At 37.6% G+C, this 25209-nt stretch carries 25 protein-coding genes and 1 other annotated feature; of the genes, 5 read left to right on the forward strand and 20 right to left on the reverse strand.

From position 1 onward, the window contains the following. Positions 1-21: 21 nt before the first annotated feature. The 19 genes from J7E81_RS15825 to yqfC form a co-directional block, all read right to left on the reverse strand. Positions 22-1137, reverse strand: a complete 1116-nt coding sequence (locus tag J7E81_RS15825) for a Nif3-like dinuclear metal center hexameric protein (protein ID WP_215044395.1) — start codon at positions 1135-1137, stop codon at positions 22-24. After that, the gene (locus J7E81_RS15830) at positions 1115-1849 is read right to left on the reverse strand and encodes a tRNA (adenine(22)-N(1))-methyltransferase (RefSeq protein WP_215043667.1); all 735 of its coding nucleotides are present in this window, start codon (positions 1847-1849) and stop codon (positions 1115-1117) included. Before J7E81_RS15830 ends, J7E81_RS15825 begins: the two co-directional genes overlap by 23 nt. A gap of 76 nt (positions 1850-1925) precedes the next feature. Then, complete coding sequence (gene cccA, locus J7E81_RS15835; RefSeq protein WP_215043669.1) at positions 1926-2294, reverse strand: cytochrome c550; 369 nt, start codon at positions 2292-2294, stop codon at positions 1926-1928. A gap of 192 nt (positions 2295-2486) precedes the next feature. Continuing rightward, complete coding sequence (locus J7E81_RS15840; RefSeq protein ID WP_215043671.1) at positions 2487-3626, reverse strand: acyl-CoA dehydrogenase family protein; 1140 nt, start codon at positions 3624-3626, stop codon at positions 2487-2489. A gap of 384 nt (positions 3627-4010) precedes the next feature. Then, positions 4011-5141 carry an RNA polymerase sigma factor RpoD gene (rpoD, locus tag J7E81_RS15845; RefSeq protein WP_215043673.1) on the reverse strand — a complete coding sequence of 377 codons (1131 nt, stop codon included), beginning with the start codon at positions 5139-5141 and terminating at the stop codon, positions 4011-4013. Between the two features lie 40 nt (positions 5142-5181). Then, the gene (dnaG, locus tag J7E81_RS15850; RefSeq protein WP_215043675.1) at positions 5182-6990 is read right to left on the reverse strand and encodes a DNA primase; all 1809 of its coding nucleotides are present in this window, start codon (positions 6988-6990) and stop codon (positions 5182-5184) included. 628 nt (positions 6991-7618) lie between these two features. Next, entirely contained in the window at positions 7619-8428 is an 810-nt protein-coding gene (locus tag J7E81_RS15855) for a pyruvate, water dikinase regulatory protein (protein ID WP_215043677.1), read from the reverse strand. A 26-nt stretch (positions 8429-8454) separates the two neighbouring features. Continuing rightward, the gene (gene ccpN, locus J7E81_RS15860; protein ID WP_215044397.1) at positions 8455-9090 is read right to left on the reverse strand and encodes a transcriptional regulator CcpN; all 636 of its coding nucleotides are present in this window, start codon (positions 9088-9090) and stop codon (positions 8455-8457) included. Between the two features lie 120 nt (positions 9091-9210). Beyond that, entirely contained in the window at positions 9211-10593 is a 1383-nt protein-coding gene (locus J7E81_RS15865; RefSeq protein ID WP_215043679.1) for a glycine--tRNA ligase, read from the reverse strand. A gap of 94 nt (positions 10594-10687) precedes the next feature. Further along, positions 10688-10872 (reverse strand) — a binding site (T-box leader). A 51-nt stretch (positions 10873-10923) separates the two neighbouring features. Then, positions 10924-11676 (reverse strand): DNA repair protein RecO, encoded by a 753-nt coding sequence (recO, locus tag J7E81_RS15870; RefSeq protein ID WP_215043681.1) that lies wholly within the window; start codon positions 11674-11676, stop codon positions 10924-10926. A gap of 36 nt (positions 11677-11712) precedes the next feature. Beyond that, positions 11713-11856, reverse strand: coding sequence for a YqzL family protein (locus tag J7E81_RS15875; RefSeq protein ID WP_098529956.1), 144 nt, complete (start codon positions 11854-11856; stop codon positions 11713-11715). Positions 11857-12013: 157 nt separating this feature from the next. Then, positions 12014-12934, reverse strand: a complete 921-nt coding sequence (era, locus tag J7E81_RS15880) for a GTPase Era (protein ID WP_215043684.1) — start codon at positions 12932-12934, stop codon at positions 12014-12016. After that, positions 12924-13325 (reverse strand): cytidine deaminase, encoded by a 402-nt coding sequence (locus J7E81_RS15885; protein WP_215043686.1) that lies wholly within the window; start codon positions 13323-13325, stop codon positions 12924-12926. The genes era and J7E81_RS15885 overlap by 11 nt, the downstream gene beginning before the upstream one ends. A 220-nt stretch (positions 13326-13545) precedes the next feature. Continuing rightward, positions 13546-13926 carry a diacylglycerol kinase family protein gene (locus J7E81_RS15890; RefSeq protein ID WP_215043688.1) on the reverse strand — a complete coding sequence of 127 codons (381 nt, stop codon included), beginning with the start codon at positions 13924-13926 and terminating at the stop codon, positions 13546-13548. Next, positions 13910-14380, reverse strand: a complete 471-nt coding sequence (gene ybeY, locus J7E81_RS15895; protein WP_215043690.1) for an rRNA maturation RNase YbeY — start codon at positions 14378-14380, stop codon at positions 13910-13912. The genes J7E81_RS15890 and ybeY overlap by 17 nt, the downstream gene beginning before the upstream one ends. Then, positions 14377-16554, reverse strand: a complete 2178-nt coding sequence (locus J7E81_RS15900) for an HD family phosphohydrolase (protein WP_215043692.1) — start codon at positions 16552-16554, stop codon at positions 14377-14379. The genes ybeY and J7E81_RS15900 overlap by 4 nt, the downstream gene beginning before the upstream one ends. A 184-nt stretch (positions 16555-16738) precedes the next feature. Further along, positions 16739-17707 carry a PhoH family protein gene (locus J7E81_RS15905; RefSeq protein WP_215043694.1) on the reverse strand — a complete coding sequence of 323 codons (969 nt, stop codon included), beginning with the start codon at positions 17705-17707 and terminating at the stop codon, positions 16739-16741. After that, positions 17682-18896, reverse strand: coding sequence for a sporulation protein YqfD (yqfD, locus tag J7E81_RS15910; RefSeq protein WP_215043696.1), 1215 nt, complete (start codon positions 18894-18896; stop codon positions 17682-17684). Before yqfD ends, J7E81_RS15905 begins: the two co-directional genes overlap by 26 nt. Further along, on the reverse strand, positions 18893-19195 hold the full coding sequence (gene yqfC, locus J7E81_RS15915) for a sporulation protein YqfC (RefSeq protein ID WP_215043698.1): 303 nt from the start codon (positions 19193-19195) through the stop codon (positions 18893-18895). The genes yqfD and yqfC overlap by 4 nt, the downstream gene beginning before the upstream one ends. Positions 19196-19300: 105 nt before the next feature. Here yqfC and J7E81_RS15920 point away from each other — a divergent pair, with 105 nt between their 5' ends. The 5 genes from J7E81_RS15920 (at position 19301) to J7E81_RS15940 (ending at position 24352) form a co-directional block, all read left to right on the forward strand. After that, positions 19301-20821, forward strand: coding sequence for a recombinase family protein (locus J7E81_RS15920; protein WP_215043700.1), 1521 nt, complete (start codon positions 19301-19303; stop codon positions 20819-20821). 157 nt (positions 20822-20978) lie between these two features. After that, entirely contained in the window at positions 20979-22016 is a 1038-nt protein-coding gene (locus tag J7E81_RS15925; RefSeq protein WP_215043702.1) for a hypothetical protein, read from the forward strand. A gap of 129 nt (positions 22017-22145) precedes the next feature. Next, entirely contained in the window at positions 22146-22334 is a 189-nt protein-coding gene (locus tag J7E81_RS15930; RefSeq protein ID WP_215043704.1) for an amino acid transporter, read from the forward strand. Positions 22335-22479: 145 nt separating this feature from the next. Next, on the forward strand, positions 22480-23154 hold the full coding sequence (locus J7E81_RS15935) for a hypothetical protein (RefSeq protein ID WP_215043706.1): 675 nt from the start codon (positions 22480-22482) through the stop codon (positions 23152-23154). Positions 23155-23752: 598 nt separating this feature from the next. Further along, positions 23753-24352, forward strand: a complete 600-nt coding sequence (locus J7E81_RS15940; protein WP_215043708.1) for a recombinase family protein — start codon at positions 23753-23755, stop codon at positions 24350-24352. Between the two features lie 524 nt (positions 24353-24876). On the opposite strand, the gene J7E81_RS15945 is transcribed toward J7E81_RS15940, so the two are convergent. Then, complete coding sequence (locus tag J7E81_RS15945; RefSeq protein ID WP_215043711.1) at positions 24877-25203, reverse strand: gas vesicle protein; 327 nt, start codon at positions 25201-25203, stop codon at positions 24877-24879. Positions 25204-25209: the final 6 nt, after the last annotated feature.

Consider the following 25209-nt stretch of genomic DNA (forward strand, 5'->3'; position numbering starts at 1 on the left):
ACCGGTTCTTTTCTATGTAGTTTATACAAACTGAAAGGGATCTGTATTTTGTTCAGATGGGAAAATGTCAACATGGTAGCCAGACTCTTGGCACATCTTTTGGAGTACGTTTGTCAGCCCTTTTTTCATTACCTTTTCCACATTATGTCCCGGGTCAATCATATTTAAGCCCTGCATCAGCGCATCATGGGCCGTATGGTAATAGATATCCCCTGTAACATATACATCTGCCCCTTTAAATTTCGCACTCATAAAATATTTATTACCATCGCCGCCTAATACAGCAACCTTTTTAATTTTAGAGGTTAAATCACCTACAACCCGGACTGTGGAGACGTTTAATGCTGTCTTTACCTTTTCAGCAAACTCAGCTAATGTCATCTCTTTCACTTTTCCGATTCTGCCGAGACCAAGTGTCTCCCCTTTATTCTCAACCGGATACACATCATAGGCAACCTCTTCATATGGATGTGCTTTAATCATCGCAGTGATTGTTTTCTTTAAAAGGGATTCAGGCAGGATGGTTTCTATTCTTACTTCCTCCACTTTCTCTAACTGCCCTGGTTTGCCCACATATGGATCTGTATGTTCACCTGGTAAAAATCTCCCTATACCATTTGCCGAAAAAGAACAATGACTGTAGTTTCCAATATGACCAGCCCCTGTATGACCTAACACTTGTCTGATTTCTTCTGCATGACTAGAAGGGACATAAACAACTAATTTCTTAAGCTTTGTATCATAGGTTGGGACCAAAACCTCCGCCTCTTCAAGCTCCAAAGCTTCTGCCAATAGATCATTGACCCCGCCTTTGGCCACATCCAAATTTGTATGGGCTGCATAAACAGCTATATCATGTTTTAATAACTTTTCAAACATTTTCCCCTGGGTTGTATCAGTTAACAGTTTTTTAAGCGGCCGATAGATAATCGGGTGATGAGCAATAATGAGCTGCACATCTTTTTCAATTGCCTCATCAATTACATGATCGAGGACATCAAGAGCAATCATTACTCTCTCAACTTTTTTATTTAGATGCCCAATTTGTAAACCTATTTTATCGCCTTCCATTGCCAACCCCTTTGGTGAAAATTGTTCAAAAAGCTGGATGATTTCATGACCGTTCGGATTCTTCATTATCATTACTTAGGACCTCCTCCACAAGTTTTATCTTTTCAATGAGCTCATTCTTTTTTTCGATCGTTTCGGCGGTTTCCGAAGCCCCTTCCATCGCTTCCACAATGCGCTGCCAATTTTTCATCTCTAAATCCCACTTCTTTTTAAAGATTTCATTCTTTTCTTTCAAAAGGAATGGACCGAGCAAAAACTCTCTTTCTTTCTTTTCCTGATAAGGTTTAACCGGATCACCTTGTTCGGCAATTAAAATTTCGTAAATTTTCCCATCTTCCTCAAGGATTTCTTCCGCAAGTAACTCCCAGTGATTTTCAAACAACCACGTTCGAATGGAGAACGCACTAATATTCGGCTGCAGTACAAGACGCTTAACTGAACCTAGCTTGTCTTTCCCATTTTCCAAGATACTTGAGATGAGAGCACCTCCCATTCCGGCAATGGTAATACAATCGACCTCACCAGACTGAATAACCTCAAGTCCATCACCCATGCGGACAGTAATTTTGTCAGCGAGCCCTTCTGTTAGTACATTTTTCTCGGCTGATTGGAATGGACCTTTGGCCACTTCGCCTGCTATCGCATACGATATTTTTAAATTCTTTGCTAGATAACATGGCAGATAGGCATGATCGGAGCCAATATCCGCCAACCGTGCCCCTTCTGGTACATATTTTGCGACTGTCGTTAAACGAACTGATAATTTATCTGTATTCAAGATTCCACCACTTTTATATAATGTATTTTATTAAGTATATAAAAAAGTCCTTTACAGATGCAAAGGACTTCTTTTGCTATTTAATTTTTGAAACCCATTCTGCCATTGCTTCAGCTTGTTCTTGAGGAACAAGACCTGATGGCATGTTGCCTTTACCTTTTGTAATGATGTTCACAATCTCTGCTTTAGAATACTTGCTGCCGACACCTTTTAATGTTGGCCCTACTACCCCTTGATACTGATCCCCATGACAGCCAATACAGGTTTGCTTATAAATGTCTTCTGGCTTTGTTGCTGCAACCTCTGTCGTCTCGCTGCCGCTTCCTTTTCCATTCTCTTTGGCGACTTCTTTCATGTCTCCCAGGCCTTTGAAGGAAAGAATAAACACTAATACGATCCCAAAAACCATGACAAGAATGTAAGGAATAACCGGATTCCGTTTCATGATCTTACCTCCCTTATGTACGAACGCATCTTAAAAATAAATAGTCTACAAACAACTACTATTTTACTTGAAAAATAACAGAAGGAAAAGCCCTAAACTTATTTTATCACTATAATCTTTTTAATATAGAAAAAAGAGACTGAAGAATTTAACCATTTATCTCTACAGTCTCTCCATTTAGCCCTTTATTTATTAGCCGCCGATGAGGCGGGATATGACGATTCTTTGTACTTCGGAGGTGCCTTCGCCAATCTCAAGGAGCTTTGCGTCGCGCATCATTCTTTCTACCTGGTACTCCTTCATATAACCGTAACCACCATGGATTTGCACGGCCTGGTCTGTTACTTCCATACACATTTCGGATGCATATAACTTACACATGGCTGCTTCTTTGGAAAACGGCCTGCCTTGATCTTTTAACCAGGCAGCTTTATAGACCATATTTCGTGCTAACTCGATTTTCATGGCCATATCGGCTAGTTTAAATTGAATAGCCTGAAAGGAAGAAATGGATTTACCAAATTGTTTTCTCTCCTTCGCATAGGCTAACGCCTTCTCATAAGCACCTTGAGCAATCCCTACAGCCATTGCCCCAATCCCGATACGTCCACCATCTAATGTGATTAAAAACTGTCTAAAGCCCTCTCCACGCTTCCCAAGTAGATTATCAACTGGTACCTTTACATTTTCTAATACTAGCTCCGTTGTATTGGAAGCGTTCAAACCCATCTTTTCATAATTATCAATGATGGTAAATCCCTCAGCGTTTGTAGGAACGATAATGGCGCTAATCTCTTTTTGTCCATTCTTCTCTCCAGTTACAGCTGTTAATGCTAAATGGTGCGCATAACTGGCATTGGTAATAAAGCACTTATTTCCATTTATAATAAATTTGCCATCTTCTTCTTTGGCCGATGTCCTTGTTCCCCCCGCGTCTGAGCCGGCATTAGGTTCTGTTAGACCAAATGCCCCCAATGATTCTCCCTTACAAATTGGAGTTAAATAGTTACGTTTTTGCTCCTCCGTTCCAAACATATTAATTGGTGCACCGCCTAAAGAAATATGTGCAGAGTATGTGATCCCCGTCGAGCCGCATCCCCTGCTTAACTCTTCGACCACTATGGCAAAACTGATTGTATCTGCTCCGCCGCCGCCGTATTTTTCAGGAAAAGGAAGCCCCATCATCCCTAAACTGCTTAGCTTTTTTAATATCTCCACTGGAAACAGCTTTGTTCGATCACGTTCTATGGCTCCTGGTGCCACTTCTTCATCTACAAATTGTTTGATCATATGTTTAATCATTTGTTGTTCAGATGTTAAGTCAAAATTCATTTTCATCCCCCCAAAACAACATTGTATACGCTTTCTTTTTTATTATATAAGGAATTGCCATTAATTCATAACATTTAAAATTTTAAAATATATTATATTATCGAAATATATAAACGGGATTGGTCAAACCCGGGGGATGGAATGAATAGGATTACCGCTAAGCTGTTGCTTGAGATGGATGTAGAAGCCATTTTTCCTTTTGTAAAAAAGTAAAGCAACGTAAAAGACGGAACAGATGTTGAAAAGCCTATTTGCAAAAAGAGAGACAATTCAGTAAAATAACAATACAGAAAGTGCTTACATTCGTTGAAAGCTTTTGTGTTTCGAACAAAAAAATAGTCTACCTCTGTTTAAGAAGTAAACTATAATTGGCAACACATTCAGTTATTCTAAGAAATCTTTTAAACGTTTACTGCGGCTTGGGTGACGTAACTTCCGCAGCGCTTTTGCTTCGATTTGACGAATACGTTCACGAGTGACACCGAATACCTTTCCAACTTCTTCAAGGGTACGGGTCCGGCCATCGTCCAATCCAAAACGCAATCTGAGAACATTTTCTTCTCGGTCAGTTAACGTATCGAGAACATCCTCTAATTGCTCTTTTAATAATTCATAGGCAGCATGCTCTGAAGGGGACGTTGCATCCTGGTCTTCAATAAAATCACCTAAGTGTGAATCATCTTCTTCACCAATTGGAGTTTCGAGTGAGACTGGCTCTTGTGCTATTTTTAGGATTTCTCGCACCTTATCAGGGGTTAAATCCATATCTTCACCGATTTCTTCCGGTGTTGGTTCACGACCAAGATCTTGAAGAAGCTGACGTTGAACGCGAATAAGCTTATTAATGGTTTCAACCATATGAACGGGAATCCGTATCGTTCTTGCTTGGTCAGCAATGGCACGGGTAATTGCTTGACGAATCCACCAAGTAGCATAAGTACTGAATTTAAAGCCTTTTCGATAATCAAATTTTTCAACAGCTTTAATGAGGCCCATATTCCCTTCTTGAATTAAGTCAAGAAATAACATACCCCGGCCAACATAACGCTTTGCGATACTTACAACAAGCCGTAAATTGGCCTCAGCAAGACGACGTTTAGCTTCTTCGTCCCCTTCTTCAATCCGATTAGCAAGTTTAATTTCCTCTTCCCCAGAAAGTAAGTCAACACGGCCAATCTCTTTCAGATACATGCGGACTGGGTCATTAATCTTAACTCCTGGAGGTACACTTAAATCATTTAAATCGAATTCTTCATCATCTTCTTTTGCCAATTTTTTAACGTCTGGATCTTCTCCATCACTTTCGCCTACTAATTCAATTCCTTGCTCAGTTAAGGACTCATAAAATTCATCCATATGTTCGGAATCTACATCAAAGTTCGCCATTTTCTCAGCAATATCATCATAGGCAAGGACACCGATTTTTTTACCCAGTTCAGTTAACTGGTCTTTTACTTGTTCAAGGGTTAATTCATTTTCAACCTCTTTTGAACGGGCTGATTTTTCAGCAGCCATATGTCCCCCTCCTTCCAAAATCAAAACAATATATTAGAATTTATAACAATTTACGCAAGTGATTCATTTCAGTAGCAATCGCTGCGGCCTTACTAAAGTTCTTTTCTCGTTCAGCTTCTTTTAGTTCCACTTCTTTTTCTTTTATCTTTAACAACTTTTGATAATTCAACACCTGTTTGATATAATCAGTTAATTCCTGACTAGTCAGTTCATCATTTATGGCCATCATTTCAATGTCTGCAACTATTCTTCTAAGATTATCATCTTGAATATAGGTTAAAAATGCGCTGGTGTCAGGTTCTGCATGGTCCTCATAAAATCCTAACAGATAGGTTATTATTGCCTGATGTTCATCCATATTAAACGTTTGTCCTGCAAGTAATTCCTGAACCTTATATGCTACATCTCGATCTTTAAGCATATGGGCAATTAACCGTCTCTCGGCTGTAAGATATGCCGGTTTCAGTCCTTCTGCCGGCTTAATAACTACCAAAGGCTTATGAGCCGGTTCCTTCGACCCGCTTGATTTTCTCTTTTCAGCAAAATATATTTGCTGCTGTTGCTGCTTTAATGCCTCTAATGAGAGCGAAAATTCAGCTGCCAGCTGTCTTAAGTAATGATCTCTTTCAACAGCCTTATCGAGTTTGCTGATCTCTTTGATTATTTGTTCGATGTATGCGAACTGATCTCCTTCAAGCTGAAGATTTTTTCCGCGGCGAAAGTAAAGAAATTTAAAGGCCATCCAGGTTAAACTTGCGCCAATTACATCATTACGGAACTTATCTGTACCATTCTTTTGAATATATTCATCAGGATCCAGACCATCTGCCATCATCGCGACCTTTAGTTGGAAGCCGGCTTCTTGAAGGTGATTCCCTGCCCGATAGGCAGCCTCGATTCCGGCCTTATCGGAATCATAGCAAATCGTTATCGTTTGAACATTTTGTCTTAACAGAGAGATATGCTCCTCTGTTAAGGCTGTTCCCATTGTGGCAACCCCATTTTCTACACCAGCCCGGTCGGCTGCAATGACATCGGCAAATCCCTCAAATAAAACAGCATATTGCAATTTTTTTATACTTGGTTTTGCCAAGTGATAATTATATAAAATTTTACTTTTATTAAAGATTGCCGTTTCGGGACTATTTAAATATTTGGGCTCATCAGCCCCAAGTGATCTCCCAGAAAAAGCAATCGTATTACCATGACGGTCAAATATAGGAAACATAATTCGATCCCTGAAACGATCGAAGTACGTTCCATCCCGCTCTCGTTTGATAATTAAACCGGCTTTTTCCATCCATTCAGGTGAAAAATCCCTTTTGGTCAGGAATTTATACACGAAGTCCCATGAATTTAATGAATACCCGATTTGAAACTTATCAATCGATTCCTGGGTAAAACCTCTGTTTAGTAAATACTCAAGTGCGTGCTGGCCCTCTTTTGTATTTACCAAAAGATGGTGGTAAAATTTTCTTAAAAGCTCATGGGCATCAATCATTGCTTGAAGCTCTTTTGAAAGTTTTTTTCCACCCAATGTTTGCGGCAAGTTAATACCTAATTCAATATTTACCTTTGCTGCTAGTTTAATGGCTGCCTCTTGGAATGATATTCCTTCGAGTTCCATTAAAAAAGAAAATACATTTCCTCCAGCCCCACAACCAAAACAATGAAAAATTTGTTTGTCAGGTGATACTGAAAATGATGGGGTGCTCTCTCCATGGAATGGACATAATCCGAAGTAATTTCGCCCCTGTTTTTTCAGCTGAACATAATCGCTTATTACCTCGACAATATCAACAGCCTGACGAATTTGGTCAATCTTTTCTTCGGCAATAAGGTCTGCCATGAAAACAACTCCATTTGTACTACAGGTATTCGGCAGGCACCAGTTAAATTCCTGCAAATTTCGACATTTTTTTTGTTAACTCCATCACAAATCCTGCTCGATCCTCAGATTAATAGGTCTTGGTCCTTTCGGTATTCTCCTCTTTGACACCAATATCTCCTTTACCGGGATTGTTTACCAGATACAGGTTTGTTCTTCCTTACCTGAGTCAATGTATTTCCAGATTGCACATATGTAATGTTTTTTCTTTCACATGATGATCACAGGTAGCAGCTAAACAAACGTCAACGGAAAATATGGCTGTGATTTTCGACAATTTCCTCTTTAACCGGGCAAAACTCTGCATCGACAAAATAGCCTATTTGCCTTTTCCATAAGTATTAATTCTACATCACTCCGCATATTCCTTCTTAAAGAAACAACTTTTATAAAAAGGATTTATGTCGAATTTTTTTAGGGGGGCTGCCTTGACATCTAACAATAAATAGTTTATTCGTTCCAATGCAACTCTAAACCTAAAAAGATATATTTTTATCACAATTTTTTATTATAGTATATTCGTTATCATTTTACCATAACTTTTTTTCATTTTTTTCGTTTGAAAAACACATAATCAATTGATTATGTGTTAGAATCTTCCCTTTTGAATATAATTTAAGATAACATTTGCTGTTTCTTCAACTGCTTTATTGGTCACATCGATCACTGGACACTTAATTTTCTTGACTATCTCTTCAAAGAAGGTTAATTCCTCTTTTATTCGTTCAATATTTGCATAACTTGCTTGATCGTTTAATCCCAAAGAAAGCAACCGTTCTCTTCGGATATTATTTAACTTTTCCGGACTGATTTTCAAGCCAAAGCACTTTTCGATCGGAACCTTATATAGTTCTTCAGGAGGATCTACTTCCGGAACCAGCGGCACATTGGCCACCTTTAACCGTTTATGTGCCAAATACTGTGATAATGGTGTTTTAGAGGTTCTAGATACCCCAATTAAAACGATATCTGCCTTTAAAAGCCCTCTTGGGTCTCGTCCATCATCGTATTTTACTGCAAATTCAATCGCTTCTACCTTTTTAAAGTAATCCTCATCAAGTTTCCTTACCAAACCAGGTTCACAAAGGGGTGTTTTCCCGCTGAAAACTTCAATTTGATCAATGATCGGCCCTATTAAATCTACTGCTTGTATACCGTCCTCATCGGCCCTCTCCTTCAAATATGTACGCATATCAGGTTTAACCAGGGTATAAGCAATCATCCCCTTATCATGGGAAACCAGTGATAAAACTTCTTCGATATGTTCTTTATCCTCCACATAAGGAAATCTCTTTAATGTCATACCTGACCCATTGAACTGGCTAATCGCTGCTTTCGTCACTAATTCAGCTGTCTCCCCAACTGAATCAGAGACCACATAAATGATTGGCGTACTCATTCTCCCCCATCAGCTCCATTTCCTATTTATCTTTCTTCATCACCTATCGCCAAAAAGGCTTTGGTAATGTTTGTTTTTGTGACTCTGCCAATAACCTCATAGCCTTGTTCTGACTTTTTAACGACAGGTAAGGCATCGATTTGTTTTTCAATTAATTTCTTAGCCACATCAATTAATAAATCTTCACGTTCGCATGTGGTTATGTTTGGCATCCTAGTCATAATGATATTAACAGGGATACTTGTTAGCTCTTGCTTGCCAATACTGGCCCTCAATAAGTCTTTCCTTGATAGTACTCCGACTAGATTAGATAATTGATCGACTACAAATAATGTGCCCACATCTTCAAGGAACATTGTACAAATCGCATCATAAACTGAAACACTTTCACTTACTACCACTGGGATCGATTGATAATCCGATACATAAATTTTCTGCAGATTCTCAGTCAATAACTGAGCTCCCGACTTTCCTGTATAAAAATAGCCAACTCTCGGCCTTGCGTCTAAAAACCCAGCCATTGTTAGGATTGCCAAGTCCGGCCGTAATGTAGCACGGGTTAAACTTAATTGGTCCGCAATTTGTTCACCTGTAATTGGGCCATTTTCTTTAACGATTTGTAAAATATGCTCCTGGCGTTTAGTCAGTTCGATTGTCCTCACCACCTAAAAAAATACAATACGATTTGCCATAATTGATTAAGAAATATTATATACTACTTAGCGGCTATTTTAAATCATAATGGTTATAGATAAAAGGTGCGGATATCCGCACCTTTTTCCCTAAAATACCATCTTATCTTGTAAAAAGCTAACTAATTCCGAAATAGGCAGGCGGGTCTGTTCCATTGTATCCCGGTCACGGACTGTAACCATGTTGTCTTCTTTTGAATCAAAATCATAAGTGATGCAAAATGGTGTACCGATTTCATCATGACGGCGGTACCGTTTACCGATCGAGCCTGCTTCATCATAGTCAACGGTAAAGTGTTTAGACAAATCAGCAAATACCTCTCTGGCCTCTTCAGACAGTTTTTTCGATAATGGCAGCACTGCAGCTTTATAAGGGGCTAGCGCCGGGTGAAAATGCATGACGGTTCTGGAGGTACCATCTTCAAGCTGCTCTTCATCATACGCATCGATTAAGAAAGCTAGTGTAACCCTGTCAGCACCAAGTGATGGTTCAATACAATATGGTACATATTTTTCATTTGTTTCTGGATCCAAGTAGTGAAAATCTTCTCCCGAAAATTCCATATGCTGTTTTAAATCATAATCTGTTCTTGAAGCCACGCCCCACAATTCGCCCCAGCCAAACGGAAATTTAAATTCAAAATCAGTTGTCGCATTACTATAATGGGAAAGCTCATCTTCTGAATGGTCGCGAAGTCTGATATTTTCCTTTGTAAGACCTAGAGATGATAACCAGTTCTCAGCAAATTGCTTCCAATAATCAAACCATTTTAATTCCTCACCAGGTCTGCAGAAGAATTCAAGTTCCATTTGTTCAAATTCTCTAGTTCGGAAGGTAAAATTACCAGGTGTAATTTCATTGCGGAAGCTTTTACCGATTTGCGCAATACCAAACGGCAATTTCTTTCGCATTGTCCGCTGAACATTTTTAAAGTTAACAAAAATACCCTGAGCAGTTTCTGGACGGAGGAATATTTCATTTGTACTCGTTTCCGTTACGCCTTGGAACGTTTTAAACATTAAATTGAATTGACGGATTCCCGTAAAATCGTGGCTGCCACAATCAGGACAAGCAATATTATGTTCCTTAATTAATTCTTCCATTTTTTCAAATGGAAGCCCGTCTACTACCAACTCTATTCCTTTTTCATCGAGAGCATTTTCAATTAACTTATCAGCACGATGACGAGCCTTACAGTTTTTACAGTCAATCATTGGATCATTAAAATTACCAATATGACCTGACGCTTCCCAAGTTCTTGGGTTCATTAAAATACTTGCATCTAGGCCTACATTATAGGGAGACTCTTGAACAAATTTTTTCCACCAAGCTTGTTTGATATTATTTTTAAATTCAACACCCAATGGACCGTAATCCCAAGTGTTTGCTAAACCACCATAAATTTCTGACCCAGGGAAGATAAATCCTCTGTGCTTCGCATGTGAAACGATTTGTTCCATTGTTACATTCATTGTTTTTTCGCTCCTTTTTTAAAATAAAAAGTGGAATGTCCTCATAATACATCAATTAGACAATAAAAAACTCCCGCCTCTATGCTTAATTAAGCATAGGGACGAGAGTTACCCGCGGTTCCACCCTATTTGCTGCTATGGAAGCAGCCTCCTTAAATTGTGTTTCTTCAACACGTTTGCTCAGGAATGCCTTCACTAGTACTCTATACCCTAGCTTCCACCATCCTAGGTTCGCTTTTATAGAGAAATCTAATTACTACTTTCCGTCACCGCAAATATTTTTTATTAAAGAAATAGTAACGAAAACTTCTTACATTGTCAACAAGGCATTTATAACAGATTGCGAAAATGATCCATTGAATTAAGAAACTTTTTAGATTTAAGGTGGAGACCTGAATATTCATCATAGTAGGCTGTGATTATTTTTTTCAATTCAGCCTTCGTTTCGTCTTTAACTGAAATATTTCCTAATCTGGAAAGATCAAAATAATAAAATAGCCGTAATAATTTAACAGTCGCTGGTAATAATGGAAAATGGTAAGGATCTTTTTCCTTACAACGATGACAGATAAAACCGCCTTCCCGAATTGAAAATGAAAAATGACCGTCTGTACTGCCGCAAACAGAACATTTATCTAAAACCGGGTAGAGTCCCATCACATTTAACATCTTCATCTCGTAAATATTCATAAGAATATCGGGATCGAACCCTTCATTCAGATAATGAAGGGTCTGATTGAGTAATTCAAAATGATAGGGGTTTGTTTTTTTATCTTCCGTACATCTATCTGTTAATTCAACAATATAACTGGCATAGGCTGTTAAAAAAATATCTTCCCCAATAGAACGCAAAGAAGTAATGATTTCTCCCTGCTGCAGGCTCCCTAAACCGGAACCTGTTTGCAGGAGAAAATATCCATGTGTAAAAAGTTGGGAAATAGAGGAAAGGCGGCTATTGGGCTTTTTGGCTCCGCGTGCCATAACACCAATCTTACCACCTTCTCTAGTATATAACGTGACTATTTTATTTGTTTCTCCATAATCTGTGGTTCTAATGACAATGCCCTCATATTTCTGAAGCATTTTTTGCCACCTTCTATCATACGTGCGAAAACAAACTTATGAAACGGGAAAATCAATTTGTGCTAGATCTTCATTCTGATTTCCGGGTATTTCTTGGTTTTCCTTCTCAAGCTCTTTGAAGAGAAGATATGTGTCAATATTACCTGTTTGGAGGAATACTTTCCACGTAAAATCCATCATCGAAAACCCCACCTTTCATTATTTAGACTAGCCTAATGTTAAATCCCAAACCTTATTATTATCATAGCCTGCCTTAGCCAAAATATAAGACGAAATAATTGTTAATGTTGTCCATGCATAATCTTGTTTAAGAGTTAATATTTTAATTAGGGTTTACTTAATATTCATCTTCATTGAAGCCATAATCACGGAGTTGAGACATTTTATTACGCCAATCTTTCTGTACCTTAACCCAAAGCTCCAAAAATACTTTTGAACCAAGGAGATTCTCAATATCTACTCGGGCGCGTTTACCGATTTCTTTAAGCATGCTCCCTTGTTTGCCAATAATTATACCCTTTTGTGAATCTCTTTCTACAATCACCGTAGCCATAACATGAATAATATCCTTATTTGGCTGGCGTTCCATTTTATCCATCACGACTGCCAAAGAATGGGGAATTTCCTCCCTTGTTAAATGAAGTGCTTTTTCCCTAATTAATTCAGTAATAATAAACCGCTCCGGATGATCGGTTACCTGGTCTGCAGGGTAATATTGGGGCCCCTCAGGTAAGAATCCTTTAATTTGCTCTAATAATCGTTCAACATTATTTCCTTCCAATGCAGAAATTGGCACGATTTCTTTAAAATCATATTTTTCCTTATATGATTCAATAATAGGCAGCAACTCATCAGGATGAATTTGATCAATTTTATTAATTACGAGAAAGATAGGAGTATTTACCGTTTGGAATTTTTCAAGTATAAATTCTTCACCCCGGCCAAATCCTTCTTCGGCATTTACCATAAATAAGACTAAATCAACTTCTTTAAGTGTATTCTGTGCTACCTTCATCATGAAGTCGCCCAATTTATGTTTTGGTTTGTGGATTCCTGGTGTATCAATAAAAATCATCTGAGCATCAGGCAGGGATAATACCCCTTGAATTTTGTTTCTTGTTGTTTGCGGCTTATCACTCATAATGGCGATTTTCTGGCCTATTACCCGATTAAGAAAAGTTGATTTCCCGACATTAGGTCTTCCTATGATGGAGATAAATCCTGATTTGTATCCGTTTTCATTCCCTTTAGTTTGCATGTAAATCCTCCGGAGAAAAGGCACCAGGAAGTAACTCCGCCACCGTCAATTCTTTTACATCACCTTTTAGGTTGGTTAGTATTATTTTCATGTCACTTGGGCAAAGTTCAGATATTACCTGCCTGCAAGCCCCGCATGGCGAACAAGGGCGGTCTGTATCAGCAACAACGGCCATCATTTGGTAATCTCGGTCACCTTCGGAATAAGCCTTAAAAAGGGCTGTACGTTCTGCACAATTACACATACTATAAGCGGCATTTTCAATATTGCAGCCATGATATACTTTTCCATCAGTCGTTAACAATGCTGCCCCCACTCCAAACTTAGAGTATGGAACATATGCTTTTTCTCTTGCTTTTTTTGCTTCTTCCATTAATTGTTCAATATTCACAAAAACGTCTTCCCTTCCAGCAGGAATCTGCTGTTTCTTTATTTTACCGCAATTTTTAGAGAAAATCATTACTTGTAGCGAAATAGTAATAAAAAATTTTAAAAAGTTAGAATTTTCTCATAATGTAACTTGTCTTTTTAAAACAAATTATTTTAGTTATTTTACCGAAATGATCCTTATATTTCAAATCGGTTAAAATTAGATTTATTTTTACCTCTTTCTAGAACAGTTTCAGGACATAGGGTAAATAGATAATGATACCCACAATAACTGCCAAAACCGCATAAACAAACACAGCTCCAGCAGCAATATCTTTGGCTTGTTTTGCAAGTGGATGATATTCGGCAGTAGCAAGGTCTACTACCCGTTCAATGGCTGTATTCATTAATTCCAAGGCAAACATCCCTCCAATCGTGAAGAGAATGAGGAGCCACTCTATTTTAGAAATTGAAAAATAAAACGATAACCCCAGAACGAGTATCGAGCTAATCAAATGGAACCGCATATTTCTTTCCTTTTGAATCGCGGTGAGAATTCCTGCAATTGCAAATGAAAAGGAACTCAACGAGATAAACCGTTCCCTTTTATCGTGTGAGTCCATAATCGTTCAAAATTTCCTTTTGCAAAGTAAACATTTCTTTTTCATCTTCTTCTGTCATGTGATCATAGCCCAAGAGGTGAAGGAAACCATGAACAGCCAAAAATCCTAACTCCCGCTCAAAAGAATGGCCGTATTCTTCAGCTTGCTCTTTTGTTCTTGGGATCGAAATAATAATATCGCCTAAGATCCGAGGCATATCTATTCCGGATAGTTCCACCTCACCCTCACCAAGTTCTTCCATCGCAAAGGAAATAACATCTGTCGGGGCATCTTTATCACGATAATCACGGTTAATTTCATGAATCCGCTCATTTGAAACATAGCTTATCGATACCTCACTATGCTCTTCAATCTGCTGGGTTTTAGCTGCAAAATTGATTAATCTTTCTATTTCAAGCATTTGCTGCTCGGTCAATTCATTTGTTTCATCAACACTGTCAATAAGTAAGGTCATGCTTGCTTCACCTGCTTTGTATTTGTTAATTCTGGATACTCAATCCTTGAGTGAAAGATCCCTTTTAATGTCTCACATAATGTGTGGGAGACCGTTTCAATTTCTTTCATCGTAATATCGCATTCGTTTAACTGCCCATCTTCAAGCCTTTCAGTAACTATTTTTTTTACAAACGTTTCGATTAATTCCGGTGTAGGCTGTGATAAAGACCGTACAGCTGCTTCAAGACTGTCCGCAATACCAACAATCGCAGATTCCTTCGTTTGCGCTTTTGGGCCTGGATAGCGGAATTCCTCTTCTTTCATAGTTGATTCAGCTTGAAGGGCTTTATGGTAAAAGAATTTTAACAATGTGGTTCCATGGTGTTGCTCAGCAATATCAATAATTTCTTTTGGCATGTGGTATTTCCTTAATATTTCCGCCCCATCTAAAACATGAGCTATAATAATAGTTGCGCTTTTATCAGGAGGCAGCTTATCATGGGGATTTTCATGATTTATTTGGTTTTCTATAAAGAAGTTTGGCCTTTTGGTTTTCCCGATATCATGGTAATAACTCCCCACCCTTGCTAAAAGACCATTAGCTCCAATCGCTTCACATGCTGATTCTGCTAAATTAGCAACCATTACACTATGATGATAGGTTCCTGGTGCCTCCATTAGAATCTTCCTTAGGAGTGGATGATTTGGGTTAGATAATTCAATCAGCCTGATGGTTGAAAGTATTCCAAAGCTCGCTTCAAAGAAAGGTAATACCCCAACAGTCAACACAGCAGAAATGACCCCGGATACAAGTGCTGTAATTAGATAATAGCCGTACTCAATCCCAGAGTACTGTCCATTTGGGAGGAGCATTAATGCAGCAATCGTTAATATATTGATCAGTGATGCGAAGATACCAGCTTGGAATATTCTTGAACGGCGATTTTGGCTGTTTAAAAACAGAATTGCTGCAACACTGCTAAAAAGGAAGTAAATTCCTACTGAAAAATTAAGTGTTCCAGTAATCCCTTCATTAAAAAGGATACTCCCGCAGACAGCCATAAGAACGGACATAAAAATGGCCAGCTTTTCATCAATTAATATTTTAATCAACATTCCGCTCATGGCGGCCGGAAAAATATAACCGATTCCATCAAAATTAAAAACCTGAAGCATACTAATAATTTTCATAATAAAAATCGAGAAAATGAAAATAATCCCATACAACAATAAGTAGGTTTGCCGCTTTTCAGGGAGCGATTTCATTTGATGAAAATAGTAATAAATAGCCGAAAGGGTAATGAAAATTAACAGGACTAAGCCAATCAGGGGCTTATATGAACGATCATTGTTGATCAGACCTACCAATTTCAATCGCCGATAGATATCCTGATTAATTAATTCTCCTTCTTCGGCAATTATTTGTCCTTGAAGAATTTTTACAGGTTCCACATTTTCTGCAGCCTGTTGTCTTAGTTCTTCTGTTGCGTTAGAGTCATAAAATTCGTTTTGGATAACAGCATATCTTCCTAATTCAATCGCTGCTAATTTTAATTCATCATTTAAGGTAGTGTATTTTAATTCTTCTTCTACCCTTTTCTTAGCATTTTCCACCTCATCAGCAGAAATTCTTTTGGTCATCACATTATTGATGGCGGTGACCGTTAAATCCTTTGCGATTGCTAGTTCATCATTATTGGCGTGAATTAAGGCTGCAAAAACCTGATTAGAAAGCTCCTTCGAAACACTAGATGTTAATTTTGCTTTTAATTGTGACTCTTTATCAGAATCACTGGGCTCCTCATTGGTGGTTGATTCATCAGAACTAGCCTCTTCCTGTTTTTTCGTTGCCTCCTTAATTTCATTATTAACCTCGTTTGCAGCTTGAAAAATAGATGTGATTAAATCCACCCGATTTTGCGTATACTCATTTTTCAAAGCGTATACAGGCTGTACCTGATTAATCGCCTCTTTGCGTTTGGTTTCGGTACTTTCCTTATCTTCTACTGTTGCAGGAGAACGAATCGTATTTTCTGCGACTGAGAACAAGCTTAACTCAAGTTTTTCGGGTTTCACATGGTTGTAAAGCGCCCCGACTAAAACAATTCCTAGTACGATAAAAAATAAAATGCGAAAAAAAGTAAAGTCAAGTAATTTCCGTATCCGTATGAAGTTCTGCTGTAGTTTATCCAACTAAATCCCCCCAACCACGGCCCATCGATCAGTGTAATAGTAAAAGACTAACAAAAATACTACTAGAAAATGCGCTTTATGTAAAATCATATCAGTTTTTCGGGAAAGTTTCACCTTTATAACGAAGAATTTGTTTAAATATGGAAAAAGGATAAACCAATAAGGTTTATCCCTTCTGCCTTCTTTAGTGCTGATTACCCTTTTTTTCGTACGCTTCAATGATCCTTCCGACAAGGGGATGCCGAACAACATCACTTTGTTCTAAAAAGATAAAGGAAATCCCTTTTACATTTTGCAAAATCTCTTCTGCTACAATTAAGCCGGATTTGGCACCTTTAGGTAAATCGACTTGCGTTTGGTCACCGGTAATCACCATTTTTGACCCAAAACCTAACCTAGTCAAGAACATTTTCATTTGTGCCTGAGTTGTATTTTGTGCCTCATCTAAGATAACGAAAGCATCATCTAGTGTACGGCCACGCATATAGGCAAGAGGAGCAATTTCAATTGTCCCCCGTTCAATAAGCCTTTGAGTATGTTCTGCCCCTAGAACATCGTTTAACGCATCGTAGAGAGGTCTTAAATAAGGGTCCACTTTCTCCTTTAAATCACCTGGCAGGAAACCGAGGCTTTCACCTGCTTCCACAGCAGGTCTTGTTAAAATAATTCGATTTACTTGCCCTGATTTGAGAGCATTCACGGCCATGACAACTGCAAGATACGTTTTTCCAGTCCCGGCTGGTCCAATTCCAAACACCAAGTCATTTTTCTTTATGGCTGTTACATAATGTCTTTGTCCAAGCGTCTTAATTCGAATTGTTTTTCCTTTAACATTTTTGCCGATTTCTTCCTCATATAAATTCACAAAATAATCCAAAGTACCCTTCTGAGCCATTTGGATGGCATAAAGAACATCTCTTTGACTTATATTTATACCTTTGCGGATTACAAAAATTAATCTGTCGATGATTTCGCCTGCCATAGTGACTTGATCTTCATCACCAGATAAACTGACAGATTCTCCTCTTGTAATAATCGATACATTTAACTCTTCTTCAATTGTTTTAAGGTTTTGATCCGAATTTCCTAGCAGCGTAATCGCTTCTGCCGGATTTTCTAATTGTACATTAATGGTTGTTAATTTCTCTGTCATCAGGAGTCTCCTTGGAAATCGGTTGTCCGACTGCAATGTTTTCGATTATCTTAAAATGGATATCTAGTATAACTTTACCATTTTCCATTGCTTTGTGTAAAATTTTTTCATCCTTTATCATAGCATCCTCATCTAGGCTGGTTTTTATTTGTTTTTTTGCAAGTTCTACTGCCATTTTTTCAGCCTCACTAGTAGAATAGCTTCGTTCGTACACTTCTCGCTCTCGAATTGTTTTATTCACATAAGAAATAGGCAATTCCCAATTTAAAAAACGAACTTTATGGACATTCTTTTCTGTCTCATAATGCTTATACTTAGGTTTCCCAAAACCCCAAATAGGTACTTCTAACTTCCCTAATAAGAGGGAATGTTTTTGCTCTTCCTTCCCATTATAGACGTTAAATTTGGTGACGAGTGGAAGCTCAACATGGCTTTTATACCAGGTTTCTCCCCAAACCTCACCTTTAGCAGCAGTAAGTTCAGGATGATCTTCTTGTCCAAAAGCACCTGAAACGAGTAACTGGCCTTTTTCAACATGATCATGAATATCAACCAGCTTTTGCCCGCTTTCCACAAACATTTTTACAATGATGGCCTTCTTTTTTGCAATAAGATTTTGTGGTGAGTATTGCTCAGGTTTTTTAGGTTCATTTTTTTCTACCACTTGCAGATGGTAGGTTGTCCCCTTTAATTCCACACCAACCCATGTTAACGCGCCAATATTATTGGTCAATTGTCTTTGGATTCCCTCAACGTTGGCAACAAGAAATTGGACTTTTCCAATTTTAACGCCCATCTTGTCCAATTCTTTACGGATTTGATACTCAGTAGCTGGTTTTGCCCCCTTAATTTCAATTCCCCAAATCATATTAGACAAGAGCAAAATGATAAATAAAAAGGCGGCGGCTCCCAACATAAAGCCGCTGTTTTTCAACAACCTTTTTAGCAGAAATGGGGCACCGCTGCGCTGTAAAAAGGTAATTTTGCATTCACTTTTTCTTGCAAACCTTCTAATTTTAAGGGCATCTTGAACCCGCATCTTGAATGTAATGGTCTCAGTGCCATGCCGTTTGACATGCCAAATATGTAAACCGTTTCTTGTTAAAACATTTAAAAAACGTTCGAGCCCTTTGCCAGATACTCTTACGGTAACTCTGCCATAGAGAAATTCAATCCACTGGTTTTTCATTTTGTGCCTCCCGCATCTTCATTTATATAAATGACCTGATCTATCTTTCCTTGCAATAAAATTTCTTCAGGCAGAATGGTCTTTATGACAAACCCCTTACCTTTTATTAACAGTTGGCCCTGTTTTAACAACAAACGGAGTTCTTTATCAGTAAACGACAGCAGGCCGCGGTGATTTTCCACATATATATGGATATGTCCAATCATTGTAATTCGTGGCAGGTCCATCATGACATCTTGAGGAAGATCCATTTTATTAGCCATCCAATTTCGAACACGCTGGCCCCATTTTTTTGCCATAAAAAAGAACCCCCTTTCATCTCATATTTATGAGATTTGTTACCGATTGTTGCTTGTGCTATAATAAAGTCTCAATAACATATTTATTCTACAGGGGTTCATATCATGCTAATTAAAACAGTCGCTATATACAATCGTATTTCAAGGGACAACGGTGAATCAGATGATGTCCTTCTCAATCACAGAACTATTATAAAAAGATTATGCGAAGAAAAAGGATATCAGTACCAGTTATATGAAGAGGTTGAGTCGGGTGGGAAATTTGAAGAGCGTACCCAACTTTTACAGTTGCTCAAGGATATTGATAAAGGATTATATGATGGACTAGTTGTCGTTGAACTGAGTCGTATTGCTCGGGATAATCTCTATTCACAAATGATTGCTAAAGTATTAGAGGAAAATGGAGTTCTAATCATCACTCCAAGCAGAACATACAATCTAAGTGATGAATCAGACAGACTCATGTATGATATGGAATCCATGATATCCAGTAAAGAGTTAAGAACAATCACTCGCAGAATGAGAGTTGGAAAGCTTGAAGGTGTAAGACGGGGTGAATGGATTCAAGGTGTTCCTCCTCTTGGATATTCAAAAGGAGACAATAAGAAGCTTGTAATCGTTGAATCAGAGGCAAGCCTTGTTAGAATGATATTCAACTATGCTGAGAATGGTTATGGAATCCAAAGCATTGTAAAAAAGCTTGAAGGGTACAAGACGAAAGCGGGTAAATCATTTACTGATACAGCGGTCTACACCATTCTAAATAATAAGACCTACACAGGGAGCATTATATACAATGTCAAAGACAAAAAGGGAAATATCACTGAAACCATATTAACTAAGAATGCTCATGAACCAATCATCACTAGGGAACAATTCAAGTCAGTTCAGCAAGCTATTAAAGGACGTATGAGCGGTAATTTGGAGACTAGAAACCGCTCAAGAGGAAAAATATTGAGTATACTGAAAGACCTTGTATATTGCAATGAATGTGGTCTAAAGATGGGATTTAGAAAGGACAGTAAGCAAAAGAATGCAATATATCTCAAAGCATGTAAATGTGGTAATCGTGGAGTCGTTGAAAATCTAGTATTAGATTCTTTCATGAATGAGTTTTACTTCCTTCAAGGGTTGCTTCAAAGAGAATGGAAGGAAGCTTTGAAATCACCTCAGAGCGTTTCTAAAGATACCTTACTCCACCAAGTCAAGGAGTTAAAAAAGACACAGGACAAGCTAAATACAAGACTTTCAAGAGCAAAAGATGCTTATCTCGATGGAGTGTTTAACAAAGAAGAGTATTTAAAGACAAAGAATGATGTTGAAAGCGAGTTAAAGAAGATATCCGTTTCAATAGATGACTTGCTTCAAGACATTGAAACCATGGATAAGGATTCAATCACATCTCAATATAAGTCCAAGATAGAAAAGATTAATCGTTTCCATGAAGCATATAATAAGGAAGCTTCTCAGCAGGATTTTGATGAATGTAATCGTATATTGAAGCTGATAATCAATAAGATTCATTATGCAAGAGTGGATGAGAAAGTCACAATCACTTCTCCTCTTGAGGGATATATGGATGTTGAGCAAGGTGATTTTGTTGAGTTGAGTATAGAGTCAAAATGAGGGTATCCATCGAATTAGGGTATCCTTTTAATATCTTAACTGACAGTTTGTAATTACTCATTCTTTTTTGTTACATTCTAACTGGTCCGATTTATTGTTCCACATAGTTATAAACATGATTAACTAACAGTAAAAACAATAGCTTGAAGGTGATAAATTGAGGAGTAACGAAAGAGAGGTATATAAGCAATTCATACCTATAGACAAGAGAACCATTCAAGGTAAAAAAGACGGGGTAAAATATGAGTGGTTCTCAATGGAGTTAAGTGAAGAAAAATCCAAGGAATTTATGTCACAGTATAACTTTACTTTCGAAGAAACTACCCCACATTATGTAAAGATTGAATGGAATCTTGAACAACTAATCAATGATGAACTATTACAAGGAATGTATCCCTTTCTCTATAGAGTGATTAAACGTAGACTACACTTCTTATCAACATTAATTGAGGAGTCAAGAGACAAAATAGTTAGTCCTGTAGCAAGAATAGAAGGAAACTACTATTTCTTTGCATCAGCTAGATATTTAGCATCTCAATACTTTAGCACCTACAATACTTGGAATAGAAACATTTCGATTTTTTGCACCTTAGGATTAGTAAACAAGGTAAAAACTGATAATCGAATGATAGAACGTAGAACAACAAGAGAAACAAAAGCATTAGCCAAGAGATTGGATATTGACCACGAAAAGCTATCACCCCCTAACTTTTACACTATACCTATTTACAATGATGAGTTGCTGACAGAAGCAAATCATAGAGCAAAAGTTCTTCTAGATAACAATTTTCGTACCAATGGATTTAGTAAGAATTTCTTGATAAGGGTATTTGGGCAAGAGTTTGCCGACACAATATTCCATGATGAACGGCAAATATCAGAGTATAGCCAAAATGTTCAATCAAAGATTGAGGAGTTTATCTTAAAGGATATTAACCGTCAGGGTTACACAACCAAAGACAGAGTACTAAGATATGTTCATATCGATTATTCACAATTGCTACCTTGGGAATATGGAGTAACGAAAGAGAAGCAGAACAAAAAGGCTATTCTAGGTAGAGAATTTGATAGGAGTATATCTGAAATAAAGGATAAGTATAATCTAGAATACAAAAAGGCTAATAAGGAATTAAAGGAAAGGTTCAAACTCGCTAAAAGTAAAACTATCATTTATGCAAAAGAAAACAACCTTTAAGGCTGAAACCGAATGTCTAATAAAACTCTGATTTCATTAAGAGCAAATCCCCCTTTCACTCAAAAGCAAACAAAATATTCCAGCGAAGAAGGAATTATTATGTTAAAATTTGGTAAAGGGGGGGGTTGAATGAAAGAGGAAAAGAAACCATTCAATGATGTAATTGACCACTTTAACAAGATAGAAGGAAATGCCACAAATCCAACCAATGCTAAATTGAAAAGATTGCCAAAACCATTGAAATATTTTGGGTATTTTATGATTGGTTTCCTTTTAATATCATTTCTGTTAGTGATTGTTTTAAATTTATTAGACTAAATAAATATTATTAAGGGTGTGCGTTTCTGTAGCAATGCAGGAACGCTTTTTTGTTGTTGTGGTAAGGAGCGGATTTAGCAAACTATTCCTATCTGTATGAATTAGAAAACTTCATTGGGAACACTATTAATGAGGTGTTGAACCAATGAAAAGATACGTTATTTTTGTAATGGCATTTCTTCTTGTAATTGCCCCCAATAACGTAAGGGCAGTAATTCCAAAATACACTGTTATAGCAAAGTCTGATAAAGATAATATAACTATCTATGCGAGGAAAATGGATGGGTTATATCATGACTTCAAAATTGATTTTAAGGGGGAAACTTACTTCCGACCTTTTTGGATGAACGATACTAACCCTACTTATGCCCCACAAATATATTACGAAGACATCAACAAAGATGAAAAGAAGGAGTTAGTCATCATCTTAACGAAGGGGTATGGTACTGGTTTATTAGATGAAGAAGTCTATGTGTATAGATATACTAATGGATTGATTGACGTACTTGTTGATAATCCTTTGGCAATTATCAACAAAAAGGTAAAAACTAAGTTAACGACTGAAAAAGCCGAAATCAGAGTGGGTAACAAAGTACACAAAGTTGATATAACCCCTTTAGAAATACAACCTTCAAACTTATTTGATGATATAGCCTTTGTCGGTATTATTAAATACGAAGTAAAAGAAAATCAACTTATCGTAAGAGTTAGTGGACAAATATCTCCTGCAGGTTTTATTGGGGATATTGTAATTGTTTATGAATATCGAGACAAAATGTTTCAAGCAAAATCAATTGAATTTCAACCCGCTGAATTATGAGTTGTTAACAACAAGCTGCGTTTCTGTATCAAGCAGGGACGCTTTTTTGTTGCTACGGAAAGGTTAGCGGAAGCAGTATGAGTATGTAATGTACATACACACGCCACAGACGCTCAGAATGGCTCGTGGTGTTCTAAGAAGTCTTTCCTCCCCCCTCTATACCTCTTTATTCTAAGTCAGGCTTAGGATTGAATCTGTAAGCCTCATGTGGTGTTTGTAAGTTCGTTTGATACAGACCACTCTCATTCACAAACCAGTATTCGTTATATTTCCGACACGACTCAAATAATAGATATGTTTTAGTACGGTAAAGTGATAAATCCTATAGTAATACACTGATGTTGTTCGAGACGAATCATCGAAAACGAGGATGAAACCTGTTAAGTGAGGAATAGACATCGCTGTATTGGTTCTGATAAGCTATGAGTTTCAAAAGGTACACCTTATGAGACGGTATTTAAGTACTGAATAAACCTGTGTTTGTATAGTTGCAAAAGGTGCAATAACTGATTATGAAACGTATCAAAATAAATATTGACCTTTTGGTACACCTTGTTATATACTTGACTCACAAGCTAATAGTAAGGAGTTAATTAAAATGACAAGAGAATTCGCATATGTACGTGTTTCAAGTAAGGAACAAAATGAACAAAGACAACTAGATGCAATAAGAGAGTTAGGAATTGATGAAGGCTACATATTCACAGACAAGCAAAGCGGTAAGGACTTTGACAGACCTGACTATCAATTAATGAAGCGTATGCTTAAAGCAGGTGATGTCCTATACATTATGTCAATTGACCGTTTAGGACGTGACTACACTGGCATATTGAAGGAATGGAACGATATTACAAAGATTATCAAAGCACATATCGTTGTATTGGATATGCCATTATTAGACACTCGTAAGTATGCTGACACAATGGGAACGTTTGTAAGTGACCTAGTACTACAAGTCCTATCGTTTGTTGCTGACAGAGAACGTGATAATATTAAGAAGCGTCAAGCACAAGGAATTGCTTCCGCTAAAGCACAAGGTAAACATCTAGGAAGACCCAAAGCGTCTATTACAGTTGAATTTGAGAATGCCTACAAACAATGGAAAGCAGGAGAAATAACAGGTGTTCAAGCAATGGAACAAGCAGGAATGACTAAGGCTACCTTCTACCGCAAGGTTAAAGAATATGAGGCAAGTTAAAGAGACTCCCAAACTGAGGAGTCTCTTTTCTTTTCGTGATGATATGAGGGGCGGTATTTTCCACACTTTAAGGGCGGTTATGAGCGGGAGACGGGGTAGGTTGCTACATATCCACATCATCAAAATTTTAAAGATGCCGAGTCATAGCAAGAACCACGTCTCACCACCTATAAAAAAATTCATATTTATGAAATGAAAGAGGGTTCTAGCACCTTTTTTATAATAAAACTCCCAACCTAGCCGGCCATTATAGGCTGCATAAAAAGAGGCCGCGGGATTTTCCCGCAAGCCGCTGGGTCAGAATAAGTCTTAAGGGTGTTGAAAATACAATTTTATTTACATCTGAAAGTTGATTATTGTATATTTTGAAATCCACACTATTTATCAATGTTTTCATATATCTTCCCTAGAAAGAATCCATTGACTTCAGTGAGTTTACCTCTCCAGATTCATTTTGAGTGTTGTTTGCTTCCTCTGTTTGGTATTCGTGTTTTATAGTTTTTCCCATGATAAAATCCTCCTTATTAATAATTGATATCAGGTGAATTTAAGCGGTTCGTGGAGATGCCTTTTTCAAGAGATTCGGGCCGTTCCAGGATCCTCTTATTCTCTTCCTCAAGCACTTTGTTTGTGTGTTCTAAGGCTTTAGAGGTTAAATATGGATCGGTTTCCCACCAGTCCATGCCAATTTCTTTTGCCTTATCAACAGAAGCTACAATCAGGCGGATTTTAATGGTAAGCAGTTCGATATCCGCAATCCCTACTGTAATATCTCCAGCAATGACAACACCCTTGTCGAGTATTTTTTCAAGTACGTCTACAATAGTACTTGATTGCATGGAATGTTCCATTTAAAA

This window comes from Bacillus sp. ISL-18 (assembly GCF_018613415.1).
GTDB lineage: Bacteria > Bacillota > Bacilli > Bacillales > Cytobacillaceae > Neobacillus.